Consider the following 15261-nt stretch of genomic DNA (forward strand, 5'->3'; position numbering starts at 1 on the left):
GCTCAGCGCGGCCCGATCCGCACCCGGGACCCGGCGCGGGGGAAGTCGTCGGCGACGACGGCCGCGAGCTCGAGCATCGCGGTGCGCGTGCGGGGCGCGAGCTGCTCGAGGTGGATCTGGGCGCCCTCGTCGAGGTGCGGGTCGAACGGCAGCCGCGCCACGGCCCGGCAGCGGCCGGCGAAGTGCTCGGCGACCCGGTCGAGGTCGACCCCGCCCGAGGAGCGCCGCACGTAGTTGATGACCGCGACGGAGCGGGCCACGAGGTCGCCGTAGCCGTGGGCGTCGAGCCAGTCCAGGGTCGCGGACGCGGAGAGCGCCCCGTCGATCGAGGACGACGAGACCACGACCAGCGAGTCGGCCACGTCGAGCACGCCGCGCATGGCGGAGTGCATGAGTCCGGTGCCGCAGTCGGTGAGCACGATGTTGTAGAAGTGCTCGAGCAGGTCGACGGTGCGGCGGTAGTCGAGCTCGCTGAACGCCTCGGAGACGGCCGGGTCCTGGTCGCTGGCGAGGATCTCCAGCCGGGACGGGCCCTGCGAGGTGTAGGCGCGGACGTCGGAGTAGCGCCGGACGAGGGCGGCGTCGCGCAGCAGGTGCCGCACCGTCGCCGTCGTCTCCACCGGGACCTTCTCGGCGAGCGTGCCGCGGTCGGGGTTCGCGTCCACCGCCACCACGCGGTCGCCGCGCAGCGAGGCGAACGTGGAGCCCAGCGAGGCCGTCGTCGTGGTCTTGCCGACGCCGCCCTTGAGGCTCAGCATCGCGATCTTGTAGCAGCCGACGAGCGGCTGGTTGACGCGGTTGACGAGCTCCCGGCGGGCGACGTCGGCGTCGCTCTCGCCGGGGTTGACCAGGCCGCCGCTGGCCACGTACACCGCCCGGCGCCACCCGGTCTGCGGGGCGGGCCGGGTCGGGCGCAGGAGTTGGGCCGACGACAGGTCGGTGGGCCCAGGGGCGATCGGCGCGAGCGCCGCACCGGGCTCACCCGGCCGGCGGACGTCCCCGCGGGCCGCCCCGGCGGTGTCGACCTGGTGGGTCGTCTCCGCCGACGGGCCCTCGGCCGGGGCCGTGGGCTCGGCCGCGGGCGTCGTCGAGGTCCCGGGCGTCGAGGTCCCGGCCGTCGAGATCCCGACCGTCGAGGTCCCGTCGGAGGGCGCGGCGTCGGGGCCGTCCCCGGAGGGGCTCCCGTCCCGCTGCGCCGTCTCCTCGCCTCGGGCATCCATCGCCGTCGCCTCCCGCTGCTCGGCCCGGAGATCCGTCCCGCGACCGTAGTCGGCCGGGACGATCCGGACACCCGGAACGGGGAAGGATCTCAGCCGACGCCGGCGTAGGAGTGCAGACCGGTGACGACGAGGTTGACGAAGAACAGGTTGAACACCATCACGGCGAACCCGACGACGTTGATCGCCGCGGCGCGCTGCCCCCGCCACCCGGCGGTCGAGCGTGCGTGCAGGTAGCAGGCGTAGACGACCCAGGCGATGAACGCCGTCGTCTCCTTGGGGTCCCAGCCCCAGTAGCGGCCCCAGGCCGCCTCGGCCCAGATCGCGCCGGTGATCACGGCGAACGTCCAGATCGGGAAGGCGACCGCGGTGGCGCGGTAGGCGACCCGGTCGAGGACCTGCGCGCCCGGGAGCTTCGCGGTCCAGGCCATGCGGCCGCTGCGGTCGTGCGCCGAGCGCAGCAGGTAGAGCACGCTCGCCACGCCGGCGAAGAGCAGGATCCCCGAGGAGATCACCGCCGCCGACACGTGGATGACCAGCCAGTACGAGCGCAGTGCCGGCACCACGGGCGCGGTCTGCGTGTAGAGCACCGTGCCGCCGATGAACATCAGCACGATGACCGGCATCAGCACGAACACGCCGAGGCGGCGCAGCTCCGGGCGCCGGTAGAGCACCACGAGCCAGGCGGCCACACCGACGGCGCAGACCGCGGCCGTGAACTCGTACATGTTGCCCCACGGCGGCCGCCCGGCGGCGACCGCGCGCACGATCAGCATCGCGACGTGCAGGCCGAACCCGAGCACGGTGAGCGAGACGCCCATGCGCCCGAACCGCTCGGACGCCGGTCGCGGGGGACGGGCCGGGGCCGCGTCGCTCGTCGTCGGGACGTCCGAGGAGCCGGAACCGGCGCCGACGGCCACCGGGACCGCCACCTCGGCCTCCTCGGCCGCCTCGGGCTCGGACCGGCGCAGCAGGCCGTGCTCCACCGCGTGCAGCAGCATCGCGAGGACGTACACCGCGAGGGCGGAGTAGAAGAGCACGTCGCCGAAGTCGCCGAGGGGGGCGTCGACGCCCATCAGGAACCTCCGTGTCGGGGTCGCAGCAGGTCGTCGCGGAGCCGTTCGAACTCCTCGCCGTACCCGGCCTGGTCCGTGCGGGCGAGCCCGCCGACCTGCACGAGGCTACGACGATCTGTCGTAGACGGCGCGGCGGGGGTCGCCCGCACCCAGATCCGGCGCCGCTTGATCGTGAGCGAGAGCGTGATCCCGACGAGCAGGGCGACCGCCGCGACGAGCACGGCGTCCTGCGCCGGGTCGTGGGAGACCTGCAGGTTCACCCACTCCTTGACCGAGTCGAACCGGACCTGCGTGCCGTCGGGCAGCGTGATCGTCTGACCCGGGACGAGGTTCTCGCGCGCCACCCGGTTCAGCCGGCCCTGGTCGACCATCGACTGGTCGATCGCGAAGATCGACTGGCCGCGCCCGGAGTCCAGGCCGAGGTCGCCCTCGTAGACGTCCGCGGCCACCTCGGGGGCGGTCAGCGCGGGGAAGGTCGAGGTGACCACCGAGCCGCCGCTCGAGGTGGGCGCGAACAGGCCCGTGATCGCGATCTGCGTCTTCCGTCGCTCTGCCTCGTCGGTGACGCCGGGCCGGTCGAACTTGGTGGCGCCCTGGGAGAGGAACGTCCGCTGGTCGACCGGCTCCCACTGGGTGGCCAGGGTCCGCTGCTCCCCGCCGGGGAAGGTGACCGTGAACTGCGGCGCGTAGCCGTGCCCGAGCAGGTAGACCCGCTCGCCGTCGAACCGCAGCGGGTCGTTGACCGCGATGGTCGTCGGGACCGGAGGCGTGCCGTCGGCGAGGGCGTCCGCGTCGGAGTAGCGCACGTCCGCGGCGAACGAGTCGGCCGCGCCGTCGGGCCGGTACTGCGCCGTGAAACGGTCGACGTCGAGGCAGAACGGGGAGAGGTTCGTGCCGTCGACGCGCAGGCCGGGTCGGAACGTGTCGTAGGCGAGGATGCCGGAGTTGCAGAACTCGGACCCGTCGGCCATCACGATGACGTTGCCCTCGTAGCCGAACAGCTTCCCGACGGCGATCCCGGCCAGCAGCGCGAGCAGGCTCATGTGGAACACGACGTTCCCGACCTCGCGCAGCGCGCCCTTCTCCGCCGACAGCGTGACGACGTCCGCGCTCGGGCCTTCCCTCCGGACGTCGACCTTCCAGCCACGCAGCCGGCTCTTCGCCGCCGTGACGACCTCGTCGGGTGTGCGGTCGTCGTCGGAGGCCGCGTGGTGGGGCAGGCGGGAGAGGTTGCGCGGCACCGCGACCGTCGGCGCCCGCAGGCCGCGGATCTGCTCCCAGGTCCGCGGCACCAGGCAGCCGACGAGCGAGATGAACAGCAGCAGGTAGATCGCCGAGAACCACGGCGTGCCGAAGATGTCGAACATCCCGACGCGGTCGAGCAGCGGGGCGAGCGTCGGGTGCTCGGTGAAGAAGTCGCGGACCGCCTGCGGGCTCGGCGTCCGCTGCGGCAGGAACGCGCCCGGCAGCGCCGCGAGCGCCAGCAGGAACAGCAGGATGAGCGCCGTCCGCATGCTGGTGAGCCCGCGCCAGGTGTTGCGCGCGAGCGCCAGCAGGTCGCGGCCGGGGGAACTGCTCCCCGACGGCGGGTCGGTGCGCTTCTCGAGGGTGTCGGTCATAGCGGTGTGGAGAACCCGGCGATCGGTGCGCGGAGCTGGGTGACGAGCTCGCCCCACAGGCCGGTGGCGAGGGCGAGGCCGACGACGACGAGCAGGACGCCGCCGCCGATCTGGATGGCGCGGACGTGGCGGCGCAGCCAGGCCTGGGCGCGCACGGCGCGGCCGGCGCCGAGGGCGATGAGGATGAACGGCACGCCGAGGCCGAGGCAGTACGCGAGGACGAGCGCGCCGCCGCGCAGCGCGGCGCTGCCGTCGGCTCCGGTGCCCGAGGCCAGGGCGATGACACCGGTGAGGGTCGGCCCGAGGCAGGGCGTCCAGCCCAGCCCGAAGGTGGCGCCGAGCAGCGGGGCGCCGGCCAGGCCCATGCGCGGCACCCAGTGCGGCCGGGTGTCGCGCTGCAGCGCGGGGACGAGCCCGAGGAACACGAGGCCCATCGCCACGGTGACCACGCCGCCGAGGCGCTGCAGCACCGCCTCGTTGGTGACCAGCGCATCGGCCGCCCACACGATCGCGCCGAGCCCCAGCACGAACACGACGGTGAACCCGGCGACGAACAGGGCGGCGGCGCCGGCGAGCCGCAGACGGTGGGTGGTGGCCGGGCGGGTGAGGGTGCCGACCGCGCCCCCGCGCGCCTCGTCCGGCGTGACCGGCGGCGCGCTCGCCCCGACCAGCCCGGCCAGGTAGGCGAGGTAGCCCGGCACCAGCGGCACCACGCACGGCGAGGCGAAGCTGACGAACCCGGCGACGAGGGACAGCGCGAGGGCGAGCAGGACGGGGCCCGACGTCACCGTCTGGGTCAGGTCCATGCGCACTCCATCTCGCGCCCCAGGGTAGGACGCCTGCGTCCGTCCGGCGTGAGGCGGTCCTACCAGTTGTCGTAGGTCACCCCGCCCCGCTGGTCCCGCGCGAGGGGAACCCTGGTGCCACGAGAGCGCTCGGACCGTCCCCTCGCGAACGGGCGAGCGCAGCGGCCGCCGTTCGCGAGGGGAGGATCCGAGCGCTCTATCGGTACGAGGGGTCCCCTCACGCGGAGGGTGCCGGGATCAGGCCGCGGGCGCCGGCTCCGCCGCGACCCGGTCGACCACGGGCTGCAGGTCGCTCGCGAGCACGGCCGTGAGGAACACCGCCGCGACCCGCTGCTGCCGGTCGAGCACGATCGTCGACGGCACGGCGTTGCGCGGGTAGCCACGCAGCGCCAGCAGGGAGCGGCCGGGCGGGTCGTAGATCGAGTCGTAGCTGACGCCGCGGTCGCGGACGAAGTCGGCCGCGGCCGCCCGGTCGTCACGCACGTCGACGCCGAGGAACTGCACCCCGCGCGCCTTCGACGCCTCCGCGACCTGCTCGAGCGCGTCCGCCTCGGCCCGGCACGGCCCGCACCAGGAGCCCCAGATGTTGAGCACGACGACCTGCCCGCGGAACTGCGCGGTCGACAGTTGGGTCCCGGGCCGCAGCAACGAGTCGCCGGCCACCGGCGACAGCGGCCGCCGTTCGTTCTCCGGGTAGGAGATCTGGGTCTGTCCGCCGGGCGCGACGAAGGTGAACCCGCCGTCGTCGCGGTTCTCCGCCGAGGAACAGCCGGCGAGGAGCGCGAGCGCCACCACCAACGTCGTCAGGAATGCGCGTCTCATGCCCCGGTCCCGGTCGAGGTACCGCTCGGCTCGACGTAGGCGATGTCGACCAGCGACTCGTCGTCGAAGGTCAGCGTGGTCACCGAGCCGAGCGAGCACTCGCGCTTGGCCGGGTTGTGCCAGAGCCGGTCGCCGGCGAGGTAGCGGCGCAGCGTCCAGATCGGCAGCTGGTGCGACACGCACACCGCCTCGTGCCCCGCCGCCGTCGCCCGCGCCCGGTGCGCGGCCCCGAGCATGCGGTGCGCGATCTCGAGGTACGGCTCGCCCCACGACGGGCGGAACGGGTTGCGCAGCAGCGGCCAGTACTCCGGCTTGCGCAGCGCGCCGTCGCCGACCGCGACCTGCATCCCCTCGAACGCGTTCGCCGCCTCGATCAGCCGGTCCTCGGTGACGATCTCGAGCCCGAGCTTCTCCGCGATCGGCGCCGCCGTCTCCTGCGCGCGCTGCATCGGCGACACCAGGAGCGCCGTCACGTCGGCGCCCGCGAGGTGGTCGGCGACCCGCCGTGCCTGCTCCCGTCCGGTCTCGGAGAGGCCGTACCCGGGCAGCCGGCCGTAGAGGATGCCCTCGGGGTTGTGGACCTCGCCGTGTCGGACGAGGTGGACCAGCGTGCGCATCAGGACTCCGTCGCGGCCGCCGCGGCGCGGGCGGCGTGGGGCAGGGCCTCGGCGATGACGCCGAACGCCTCGTCGTCGAGCGCCGCCGAGATGAAGCACGCCTCGAAGACGCTGGGCGGGAAGTACACCCCGCGGTCGAGCAGGGCGTGGAAGAACGGCGGGAAACGCCAGGTCTCCGCCGCCTTCATGTCGTCGTAGTTCCGGCCGGGCTCGCCGGCGAAGCGCACCGACACCAGCGACCCGGCGCGCTGCATCGTGTGCTCCACGCCCGCCGCGGTCAGCGCCTCGTCGATCAGCGCGTGCAGCCGGTCGGCCCCGGTGTCGAGCGCGGTGTAGACGTCCTCGGTCGCGTGGCGCAGCGTCGTCAGGCCGGCGGCCACCGCGACGGGGTTCCCGGCGAGCGTGCCCGCCTGGTAGACGGGCCCGGCCGGCGCGAGGTGGGCCATCACGTCCGCCCGACCGCCGAAGGCCGCCGCGGGCAGCCCGCCGGACATGACCTTGCCGAAGCAGTACAGGTCGCCGGCGACGCCCTCGAGGCCGTACCAGCCCGCGGACGAGACGCGGAAGCCGGTCATCACCTCGTCCATGATCAGCAGCGCGCCGTGCGCGGCGCACAGGCGCTTCAGCCCGGCGTTGAACCCGTCGTCGGGAGCGACCGCACCCATGTTCCCGGCGGCGGCCTCGGTGATCACGCACGCGATGTCCTGGCCGCGCTCGGCGAACGCGGCGGCGACGGCGTCGAGGTCGTTGTAGGGCAGCACGATCGTGTCGGTGGCCTGGGCGCCCGTGACGCCGGGCGTGCTCGGCAGGCCGAACGTCGCGACCCCGCTGCCCGCCTCGGCCAGCAGCGCGTCCACGTGGCCGTGGTAGCAGCCGGCGAACTTCACGACGACGCTGCGGCCGGTGAAGCCGCGCGCCAGCCGGATCGCGCTCATCGTGGCCTCGGTACCGGAGTTGACCAGGCGGACCTGCTCCACCGGCTCGACCCGCCGCACGATCTCCTCGGCCAGGTCGATCTCACCCTCGGTCGGCGTCCCGAAGCTCAGTCCGCGGGTCGCCGCCTCCCGCACCGCCTCGACGACGGCCGGGTGGGCGTGGCCCAGGATCATCGGCCCCCAGGACGAGACGAGGTCGACGTAACGGTTGCCGTCCGCGTCGGTCAGCCAGGCGCCGGAGGCCTCGCGCATGAAGCGGGGCGTGCCGCCGACCGACCGGAACGCCCGCACCGGGGAGTTGACGCCGCCGGGGACGATGGCCTCGGCGCGCGCGAAGAGCTCGGCCGAACGGGTCACCGGTCCGGTCGCTGTCGCAGGGGCGCTGCTCACCGCCCCATCCTCCCAGGCGCACCGGAGTGGCCGCCGTGCGCCGCCCTCGCCCCGACCGCGGTGGCAGGAAAGCGTCGTTGCTGTCAGCCAGTGGCAGTCATGCCCCTTTGCTGCCACGTCCTCCCCACCACGACGGCGGCGTCCCCGGACGGCTGGGCCGATCGAGCGATAGGTGTAACAAGCAACGAAGACCCGGCGCTCTTCCTGCCGTCGCCGTCGACGTCCAGGAGGAACAGCGTGAGCTCTCGAGGTCAGCACAGGGGCCCAACCCTCGGTCGGGCCGGACTGATTCTCGTCGGGTTGGTCGCCGCGGCCGGGCTGTCCGGGTGCGGGACGGCTGCCCCGGCTTCGGTGTCCTCGACCTCGCCGTTGACCACCACGACGACCGAGGTGCCCGCCACCACGTCCTCCTCGGGCTCGTCGTCCGGGTCCGCCTCGTCCCTGTACGGCTCCAGCTCGTCCGGCTCGGGGTCGTCCGGCACCGGCTACTCACGATCGTCGGGCACGCGCTCCGGTGACTACACCAATTCGGACGGGCAGCAGGTCGAACGCCCCGACGGCAACTCCTCGGGGGCGACCGCGATCTGCAAGGACGGCTCCGACAGCCACTCGAAGCATCACGCCGGTACCTGCTCCGGCCACGGCGGCGTCGAGCAGTGGCTCTGAGGTCGGTCACGCACGACCGGTCTCGGACTTCAGTGGCACGAAGGCGAGTCAGCTGCACCCGTTGCCACTGAAGTCCGCGCCGCCGATCGGTCTCGCCCGACGACGACGCGTCGTTCCTGCCACTGGATGACAGCAACGACGCTTTCCTGCCAGGTGGGGGCCTCAGGCGCTACGGGACACCCGGAACCGCGCCACCACGTCCACCCCACACAGCACGGCGGCCGTGGCCAGGACCACCGCGGCGGTCACCCAGGCGCCCAGCACGCGCGTCAGCTCCACCGGCGCCACGAGCAGGCCGCCGGTCGACGGGGCGGTGTCGAGGCCCCGCGCCAGGCAGAAGCCGGCGGCCACCAGGAGCAGGACCGCGACGACCGCGGTCACCAGGGCGCGGCGCCGCGCCGGTCGAGCTCCGCTGCGCTCCGTCTCCCCCTGGTTCACGACGACGGCTCGCGCTCGGCCAGCACCGACGCCAGCGCCGCGTGCAGTCCCTCGGCGTCCCGCGCCCACGCCGCGCGCCGGGTCCCGTCGTCCATCGTCACGACGACCGCCCCGAGGTGGCGCAGCACCGACGGGTGGTCACCGAACGGCTTGATGCCGAACCGGCCGCTGCCGTCGGGCGGACGGACGCCCACGAGCCGCTCGAGCGGGACGACCTCCTCGCCCTGGACGAGTTCGGTGTCGGTCAGGCGCACCTTCAGCAGCCGACGCCGGGTCCGCACGATCAGCGCGATCGGGGCGAGCAGCACCACGCCGATGACCACCCACGCCCACGGGGTGGCGCCGCCGGGCGCGAGCCGATCGAGGAAGGGTCCCCCGACGGCCACGACGGGGCCGATCAGCACGGGCCACCAGGGCGCACCGGCCTCGGCGAATCGCACCGGATCGTCGTCGGGACCTGCACCCATCACGCGAACCAGGCGCGCGCCGCCGGCAAGTGCAGCAGCAGCGCTCCGGCGGCGAAGGCGACGAAGTACACGCCGCCGACCCCCAGGAACGTGAGCTGGACGAGACCCGCGACGGCGAGCACCACGCCGATGGCGGTGAGCGTCGCGCGGGCCGGCCGGGACCGGGCCGCGAGCCCGCGGGTGGCCCACAGGGTCGCCACGCCGAGCGCGGCCAGCACCACCGCGGTCAGCACCAGCGAGCCGACCCCCGTGTTCGGATCGGTGTTCCCGACCGCCAGCGCGATCGCGAACAGGACCGCAGTGCCCACGAGGAGCACGCCGAGCACGGCCCAGAGCACCAGCGCCACCGTCACGATCGTGGGGCGGTGCGGCTCCTCGCGGGGCGGGGTGACCTCACGCACGTGCTCGCTCATGTCGCGCTCAACGATCGAGCCGGGTCGCCAGTTCGGTCGCCCAGTAGGTGAGGACGATGTCGGCCCCGGCGCGGCGGATGCCGGTGACGCTCTCCAGGATCGTGCGGTCGCGGTCGATCCAGCCCCGCTCGGCGGCGGCGGAGATCATCGCGTACTCGCCCGACACCTGGTAGGCGGCGACCGGGACGTCCGAGAGCTCGGCGACCGAGCGCAGGACGTCCAGGTAGGCCATGGCCGGCTTGACCATCACCATGTCCGCGCCCTCGGCGAGGTCCAGCGTCGTCTCCCGCAGCGCCTCGCGGGCGTTCGCCGGGTCCTGCTGGTAGGTCCGGCGGTCGCCCGTCAGCTGCGAGTCCACGGCCTCGCGGAACGGGCCGTAGAACGCGCTGGCGTACTTCGCGGAGTAGGCGAGGATCGCGGTGTCGGTGTGGCCGGCCGCGTCGAGGGCGGAGCGGATCCGCCCGACCTGGCCGTCCATCATCCCGCTGGGGGCGACGACGTGGGCGCCGGCGTCGGCCTGCGCCACCGCCATCTCGGCGTACACCTCGAGCGTGGCGTCGTTGTCCACCGTGCCGTCGGGTGCGAGCACGCCGCAGTGGCCGTGGTCGGTGAACTCGTCGAGGCACGTGTCGGCCATGACGGGGAGGGCGTCGCCGACCTCCTCACGGACCTCGCGGAGGCCGACGTTGAGGATGCCGTCGGGGTCGACGGCGCCGGAGCCGGTCGCGTCGTGCCGCGCCGGCACACCGAACAGCATGATCCCGCCGAGGCCCGCGGCGGCGGCCTCGGCGGCCGCCTTCCGCAGGGTCTCGCGGGTGTGCTGCACGACGCCGGGCATCGAGCTGATCGGCTTCGGCGCGTCGAGGCCCTCGGCGACGAAGACCGGCAGCACCAGGTGCCGCGGCCGGACGTCGGTCTCGGACACCAACCGGCGCAGGGCCGGGGTGGTGCGCAGCCGCCGCGGGCGGTCGGTGGGGTACATGGTCACCGCCGGCGCGCCTTCGTCTTGCGCGGCGGGGGCAGGGCGCCCTCCGCGCGCAGCTTGTCCGCGTGCGCGGCGAGCGCCTCGACCAGCGCCGGGACCTCGGCCACGTCCGGCTTCACGTCGACCCGCAGGCCGAACTCGACGGCGGTCTCGGCCGTCTTCGGGCCGATGCAGGCGACGATCGTCCGGGCGTGCGGCTTGCCGGCGATGCCGACCAGGTTGCGCACCGTGGAGGACGAGGTGAAGCAGACCGCGTCGAAGCCACCGGTCTTGATGGCCTCGCGGGTCGGCGCGGGCGGCGGCGCGGCCCGCACCGTGCGGTACGCGGTGACGTCGTCGATCTCCCAGCCGCGGGCCTGCAGCCCCTCGGCGAGGGTCTCGGTGGCGATGTCGGCCCGCGGGAGCAGGACCCGGTCCACCGGGTCGAGCACGTCGTCGTGCGGCGGGAAGATCTCGAGCAGGCCCTCGGAGGACTGCTCGGTCTGCTCGGCCGGGACCAGCTCGGGGTGGACGCCGAACGCGCGGATCGCCGAGGCGGTGGCCTCGCCGACGCAGGCGATCTTGACTCCGGAGAAGGCGCGGGCGTCGAGGCCGAACTCCTGGAACTTCTCCCAGACGGCACGGACGGCGTTCTGCGAGGTGAACACCACCCACTGGTAGCGCCCGTCGACCAGGCCCTTGACCGCGCGCTCCATCTGCGCGGGCGAGCGCGGCGGCTCCACCGCGATCGTCGGGACCTCCTCGGGCACCGCGCCGTGGACCCGCAGCCGGTCGCTCATGGCGCCCGCCTGGTCCTTGGTGCGGGGCACCAGTACGCGCCACCCGTAGAGCGAGCGCGACTCCCACCACGACAGCGCGGCGCGGTCGCCCGCGGCCTCACCGATCGTCAGGGTCAGCGGGCCCTCCAGGTCGGCGCCGTCGGCCGCGAGCTTCTCCACCGTCGAGGTGACGGTCTTCTGCTTCGACTCGGTGCCCTGCGAGGTGACCAGCGCCGCGGTGTCCGGCTTCCAGCCGTTCTCCACCAGCGAGGCCGACGTCGACGCGAGGTCGGCGGCGGTCGCGGTGAGCACGAGCGGCCCGGGCGCGACGGCGAGCGTGGTCCAGTCGAGGCCGCCACGGACGTCCGCGGCGGTGTGGGCGGAGCCGAGCGCGACCCCGGCGTACGCCGGGACGGCGGTGCTGGCGGGCATGCCGGGGACGACGTCGAAGGGGACGCCCGCCGTGGCGACGGCCTTCACCTCGGTGATCACGGTCTCGCGCGTCAGCGGGTCGCCGCCGACGAGGCGCACCACGGAGTCGCCCTCGCGGGCGCGGGTCACGAGGTGCTCGGCCAGCGCGGCCGGGTCCTCGGGCAGCGGCGCCGCGATCTCGGCGCCCTCGGCGAGCGAGCCCGCGGCGTCGTCACCCAGGGGCGAGACCTCCGCGTCGGCCCCGACGCGACGCACCGTCACGGTGCTCTCCGGTCGGCCCGCGTCGAGCGACGCGACGATCTCGTCCGGCACGCCCGGGTCCGCCACGACGTACGTCGCGGAGGACAGCGCCTCGCGAGCCCGGACGGTGAGCAGGCCGGGGTCACCGGGCCCGCTGCCGACGAAGGCGACCCGGCCGGCGGTGGTGGAGGGGGGTGCGGTCATGTCGTTGTCTCGTCCTTATCCGTCTTCTTCACTGCGTCGGGGGGCTCACGGCGCCGAGAGCGCCGCGCGGCTCCGCCCCGTCGGCGAGCAGCTCGGCGGCCAGCGACCGCCCGATCTGCTCGGCATCCTTCGTCTCCCCGGTGGCCGAGTTGCGCACCGGCGCACCCTCGGCCGTGGTGGCGAACGCGCGCAGGGACAGCCTCTCCACGATGCGTCCGTCGTCGTCCAGATCCTCGACGATGTCGGCGAGTGCACCGATCGGGGCGCTGCACGGTGATCCGAGCTCCTGCAGGACCGCCCGTTCGGCCGAGACCGCGGTGAACGTCGACTCGTCGTGCAGCGTCGACCGGAGGAAGGTCTCCAGGTCGGTGTCCGCCGCGCGGCACTCCACGGCGAGCGCGCCCTGCGACGGGGCGGGCAGCATCTGCAGCGGGTCGAGGACCTCGGTGGCCTCGCCCGCGCGCCCGATCCGGGCCAGGCCCGCCCGGGCGAGGATCACGCCGTCGACCTCGCCGTCGGTGACCTTGCGGATCCGGGTCTCCACGTTGCCGCGGATCCCCACCACCTCGAGGCCGAGCCCGAGCGCGTTGAGCTGCGCGGTCCGCCGCGGCGACCCGGTGCCGATGACCGACCCCGGCGGCAGCTCGCCCAGCACCATCTGGTCCCGGGCGACGAGGACGTCCCGCGGGTCGGCGCGCTCGGGCACCGCCGCGAGCACGACCCCGGACAGGCCCGCCGTCGGGAGGTCCTTGTAGGAGTGCACGGCCACGTCGATGCGCCCGTCGAGCAGCGCCTCGCGCAGGGCCGAGGTGAACACCCCGACGCCCGAGCCCGCGAGCGGGATGTTCGCGGCCTGCGTGGCGTCGCCGTCGGTGGCCACGTGCACGATCTCGACGGTGGCGCCGGCCGCGGCGAGCGCGTCGGCGACGGTCTGGGTCTGGGTGCGGGCGAGCAGGCTCGCCCGGGTCCCGATCCGGACGGTCCCGAGGTCGGGGCCGGTCACCGCGGCGCCGCCTCTCCCCTGCTCCGGGCCGCGAGCGCCTGGTCGACCTCGGTGCCCTCCAGACGCGACGACTCCCCGGTGACGATCTCCGCCACCGGGCCGGACGCGACGGCGGCGGGCGCCTGCGGGTCGAGCTCGAACAGCTCGCGCAGCGCCTCGGCGTAGGTGTCCCCGCCCGGGGACTGCGCGAGCCGCTTCACCTGCACCGTGGGCGTGTGCAGGAGCTTGTCCACGACGCGGCGCACGGTCTTGGCGACCTCGCCGCGCACGTCGGCCTCGAGCCCCGGCAGGCGGCCGTCGAGGCGGAGCAGTTCGGCGTCGACCACCTCGGCCGCGCGTCGGCGCAACGCGGTGACGGTGGGGGTGACCTCGGCGGACCGCTGGGCGGCGAGGTAGGTCCGCACCTCCTCGGCCACGAGCGCGCGGGTGGTCTCGACGGCGTGCCCGGCGGCCGCGTCGCGCAGCCGCACCCCGAGCGTCGCCAGGTCGACCAGCGTCACGCCCGGCAGGTCGGCGACCTCCGGCGCGACGTCGCGCGGCAGGCCCAGGTCGCAGACGACGAGCGCGCGGTCGGTGCGCGTGCGGGCGGCACGGACGGTGCCCAGGTCGACGACCGTGCCGACGGCGCCGGTCGACACCATGACGACATCGGCGGAGGCGAGCGCCGCGCCCAGCCCGTCGAGCCCGACGGCGCGGGCGGGCGTGCCCTCCGCGGCGGTGATCTCGGCCAGGCGCTGCGCGCGGTCGGGGGTCCGGTTGGCCACGACGACCTCGCCGATCCCGCGGCGGCGCAGGGCCGCGGCGGAGAGGCCGCCCATCGAGCCCGAGCCGACGACGAGGGCGCGGCGCCCGACGAGGCTGCCCAGGGCGGCCTCGGCGTCGTCGAGGGCCTCGGTGACGACCGACGCGCCGGCCGCGTCGATGCCGGTCTCGCTCTGCACGCGCTTGCCGACCCGCAGCGCCTGCTGGGCGACCTCGTGCAGGACGGTGCCCACGGTGCCGAGTTCCCGGGCCGTGGAGTAGGCGGTGCGGAGCTGGCCGAGGATCTGGGCCTCGCCGACGACCATCGAGTCGAGGCCGGCGGCGACGGAGAACAGGTGCTCGACCGCGGAGCCCGCGTAGTGCACGTAGAGGTGGTCGGTCAGGTCCGACACCTCGGTCTGCGCGTGGCGCGCGAGGACACCGGAGACCTCGGTCAGCCCGCCGTGGAACGTCTCGACGACCGCGTAGATCTCGATGCGGTTGCACGTCGAGAGCACCACGGCCTCGGAGACGTACTCACCGCTGATGAGTTCGTCGAGGACCTTGGCCGTGTCCTCGCCGGAGATCGCGACCTGCTCCAGCACCGACACCGGTGCCGTGCGGTGCGACACACCCACGAGCAACAGACTCATCGGAACACCTTTCCCGTCGCTTCGCGGCCCGAGGCCGCCACGCTGCCGTCGTGGCGGGAGACGTGGAACGCCAGGATCTGCATCTCCACCGCCAGGTCGACCTTGCGCACCTCGACGCCCGCGGGGACGGACAGCACGGCCGGGGCGAAGTTCAGGATGCTGGGCACCCCGGCCGACACCAGCGCGTCGCAGACCTGCTGCGCCGCACCCGCGGGTGTCGCGATCACCCCGATGGTCACCCCTCGGGCGGCACACACGCGGGGGATCTGCGCCACGTCGAGCACCTCCACCCCGCCGATCGTCGTCCCGACGAGGCCCGGGTCGACGTCGAACAACGCCGCCACCCCGAATCCCCGCCGGGCGAACCCGCCGTAGCCCGCGAGCGCGTGTCCGAGGTTCCCCACCCCGACCAGCGCCACCGCGTGCGAACGGGTGAGACCGAGCACGCTCTCCACCTGTTCGGTCAGGCGGGGGACGTCGTAGCCGACCCCGCGCACCCCGGACGACCCGATGTGCGAGAGGTCCTTGCGCAGCTTCGCGGCGTTGACCCCGGCCGCCGCGGCGAGCACGTCCGAGGACACCGTGCGGACGCCCTGGGCGAGCATCTCGGTGAGGACCCGCAGGTAGACGGCGAGCCGCGCCACCGTGGCCTGGGGGATGCGCTCGGGGTCGACACGCGTCCCGGCAGGGCGGGACACGCCCCCGTCCACCGTCACGCCGGGAGCCTCCCTGCCCGCACCACGCGTACCGCTCGTCGTCACCGGTTCAACACCCACGAG

Annotated in this window: 16 protein-coding genes; 1 reads left to right on the plus strand and 15 read right to left on the minus strand. The window is 74.4% G+C overall.

Translation table 11 applies throughout. The features are described 5' to 3' along the window. Positions 1-2: 2 nt before the first annotated feature. The 7 genes from ACQPYX_RS27870 to hemL all read right to left on the minus strand — a co-directional run bounded on the left by ACQPYX_RS27870 (position 3) and on the right by hemL (position 7449). Entirely contained in the window at positions 3-1220 is a 1218-nt protein-coding gene (locus ACQPYX_RS27870) for a MinD/ParA family ATP-binding protein (RefSeq protein WP_433800513.1), read from the minus strand. A gap of 89 nt (positions 1221-1309) precedes the next feature. Next, on the minus strand, positions 1310-2293 hold the full coding sequence (ccsB, locus tag ACQPYX_RS27875) for a c-type cytochrome biogenesis protein CcsB (RefSeq protein ID WP_433800514.1): 984 nt from the start codon (positions 2291-2293) through the stop codon (positions 1310-1312). Next, on the minus strand, positions 2293-3912 hold the full coding sequence (gene resB, locus ACQPYX_RS27880) for a cytochrome c biogenesis protein ResB (protein WP_433800515.1): 1620 nt from the start codon (positions 3910-3912) through the stop codon (positions 2293-2295). The genes ccsB and resB overlap by 1 nt, the downstream gene beginning before the upstream one ends. After that, positions 3909-4718 (minus strand): cytochrome c biogenesis CcdA family protein, encoded by an 810-nt coding sequence (locus ACQPYX_RS27885; RefSeq protein ID WP_433800516.1) that lies wholly within the window; start codon positions 4716-4718, stop codon positions 3909-3911. The genes resB and ACQPYX_RS27885 overlap by 4 nt, the downstream gene beginning before the upstream one ends. 237 nt (positions 4719-4955) lie before the next feature. Further along, complete coding sequence (locus tag ACQPYX_RS27890) at positions 4956-5540, minus strand: redoxin family protein (RefSeq protein ID WP_433800517.1); 585 nt, start codon at positions 5538-5540, stop codon at positions 4956-4958. Continuing rightward, positions 5537-6157: a histidine phosphatase family protein gene (locus ACQPYX_RS27895; protein WP_433800518.1), complete on the minus strand. Its 621-nt coding sequence runs from the start codon at positions 6155-6157 to the stop codon at positions 5537-5539. The genes ACQPYX_RS27890 and ACQPYX_RS27895 overlap by 4 nt, the downstream gene beginning before the upstream one ends. Further along, entirely contained in the window at positions 6157-7449 is a 1293-nt protein-coding gene (gene hemL / locus ACQPYX_RS27900) for a glutamate-1-semialdehyde 2,1-aminomutase (RefSeq protein ID WP_433800519.1), read from the minus strand. The genes ACQPYX_RS27895 and hemL overlap by 1 nt, the downstream gene beginning before the upstream one ends. Positions 7450-7851: 402 nt before the next feature. Between hemL and ACQPYX_RS27905 the strand changes: the two genes are divergently transcribed. After that, the gene (locus tag ACQPYX_RS27905) at positions 7852-8148 is read left to right on the plus strand and encodes a DUF3761 domain-containing protein (protein WP_433800520.1); all 297 of its coding nucleotides are present in this window, start codon (positions 7852-7854) and stop codon (positions 8146-8148) included. A gap of 162 nt (positions 8149-8310) precedes the next feature. Here the strand turns inward: ACQPYX_RS27905 and ACQPYX_RS27910 are convergent, their stop codons facing one another. From ACQPYX_RS27910 to ACQPYX_RS27945, 8 genes are read right to left on the minus strand one after another with little or no spacing between them, the layout of a single operon-like run. Beyond that, positions 8311-8586, minus strand: coding sequence for a hypothetical protein (locus tag ACQPYX_RS27910; RefSeq protein WP_433800521.1), 276 nt, complete (start codon positions 8584-8586; stop codon positions 8311-8313). Then, positions 8583-9053, minus strand: coding sequence for a hypothetical protein (locus ACQPYX_RS27915; protein ID WP_433800522.1), 471 nt, complete (start codon positions 9051-9053; stop codon positions 8583-8585). Before ACQPYX_RS27915 ends, ACQPYX_RS27910 begins: the two co-directional genes overlap by 4 nt. Further along, entirely contained in the window at positions 9053-9466 is a 414-nt protein-coding gene (locus tag ACQPYX_RS27920) for a hypothetical protein (RefSeq protein WP_433800523.1), read from the minus strand. Before ACQPYX_RS27920 ends, ACQPYX_RS27915 begins: the two co-directional genes overlap by 1 nt. A gap of 7 nt (positions 9467-9473) precedes the next feature. Beyond that, the gene (gene hemB, locus ACQPYX_RS27925) at positions 9474-10448 is read right to left on the minus strand and encodes a porphobilinogen synthase (RefSeq protein ID WP_433803820.1); all 975 of its coding nucleotides are present in this window, start codon (positions 10446-10448) and stop codon (positions 9474-9476) included. Between the two features lie 2 nt (positions 10449-10450). After that, complete coding sequence (locus ACQPYX_RS27930) at positions 10451-12085, minus strand: uroporphyrinogen-III synthase (protein ID WP_433800524.1); 1635 nt, start codon at positions 12083-12085, stop codon at positions 10451-10453. A 28-nt stretch (positions 12086-12113) separates the two neighbouring features. Further along, a complete protein-coding gene (hemC, locus tag ACQPYX_RS27935) occupies positions 12114-13088 on the minus strand; it encodes a hydroxymethylbilane synthase (protein WP_433800525.1) in 975 nt (324 codons plus the stop codon). Continuing rightward, positions 13085-14482 (minus strand): glutamyl-tRNA reductase, encoded by a 1398-nt coding sequence (locus ACQPYX_RS27940; RefSeq protein WP_433800526.1) that lies wholly within the window; start codon positions 14480-14482, stop codon positions 13085-13087. The genes hemC and ACQPYX_RS27940 overlap by 4 nt, the downstream gene beginning before the upstream one ends. Continuing rightward, positions 14479-15198 (minus strand): redox-sensing transcriptional repressor Rex, encoded by a 720-nt coding sequence (locus ACQPYX_RS27945; RefSeq protein WP_433800527.1) that lies wholly within the window; start codon positions 15196-15198, stop codon positions 14479-14481. Before ACQPYX_RS27945 ends, ACQPYX_RS27940 begins: the two co-directional genes overlap by 4 nt. Positions 15199-15261: the final 63 nt, after the last annotated feature.

It is taken from the genome of Actinomycetospora sp. CA-084318, from assembly GCF_050955885.1.
Taxonomy (GTDB): domain Bacteria; phylum Actinomycetota; class Actinomycetes; order Mycobacteriales; family Pseudonocardiaceae; genus Actinomycetospora.

Excerpts from the sequence above, each read along its gene's own strand:
- ACQPYX_RS27930 (WP_433800524.1), bottom strand. The coding sequence starts at position 12,085 with ATGACCGCACCCCCCTCCACCACCGCCGGCCGGGTCGCCTTCGTCGGC.
- resB (WP_433800515.1), bottom strand. The coding sequence starts at position 3,912 with ATGACCGACACCCTCGAGAAGCGCACCGACCCGCCGTCGGGGAGCAGT.
- ccsB (WP_433800514.1), bottom strand. The coding sequence starts at position 2,293 with ATGGGCGTCGACGCCCCCCTCGGCGACTTCGGCGACGTGCTCTTCTAC.
- ACQPYX_RS27870 (WP_433800513.1), bottom strand. The coding sequence starts at position 1,220 with ATGGATGCCCGAGGCGAGGAGACGGCGCAGCGGGACGGGAGCCCCTCC.
- ACQPYX_RS27940 (WP_433800526.1), bottom strand. The coding sequence starts at position 14,482 with ATGAGTCTGTTGCTCGTGGGTGTGTCGCACCGCACGGCACCGGTGTCG.
- hemB (WP_433803820.1), bottom strand. The coding sequence starts at position 10,448 with ATGTACCCCACCGACCGCCCGCGGCGGCTGCGCACCACCCCGGCCCTG.
- ACQPYX_RS27890 (WP_433800517.1), bottom strand. The coding sequence starts at position 5,540 with ATGAGACGCGCATTCCTGACGACGTTGGTGGTGGCGCTCGCGCTCCTC.
- ACQPYX_RS27915 (WP_433800522.1), bottom strand. The coding sequence starts at position 9,053 with ATGGGTGCAGGTCCCGACGACGATCCGGTGCGATTCGCCGAGGCCGGT.
- ACQPYX_RS27885 (WP_433800516.1), bottom strand. The coding sequence starts at position 4,718 with ATGGACCTGACCCAGACGGTGACGTCGGGCCCCGTCCTGCTCGCCCTC.
- ACQPYX_RS27920 (WP_433800523.1), bottom strand. The coding sequence starts at position 9,466 with ATGAGCGAGCACGTGCGTGAGGTCACCCCGCCCCGCGAGGAGCCGCAC.
- ACQPYX_RS27895 (WP_433800518.1), bottom strand. The coding sequence starts at position 6,157 with ATGCGCACGCTGGTCCACCTCGTCCGACACGGCGAGGTCCACAACCCC.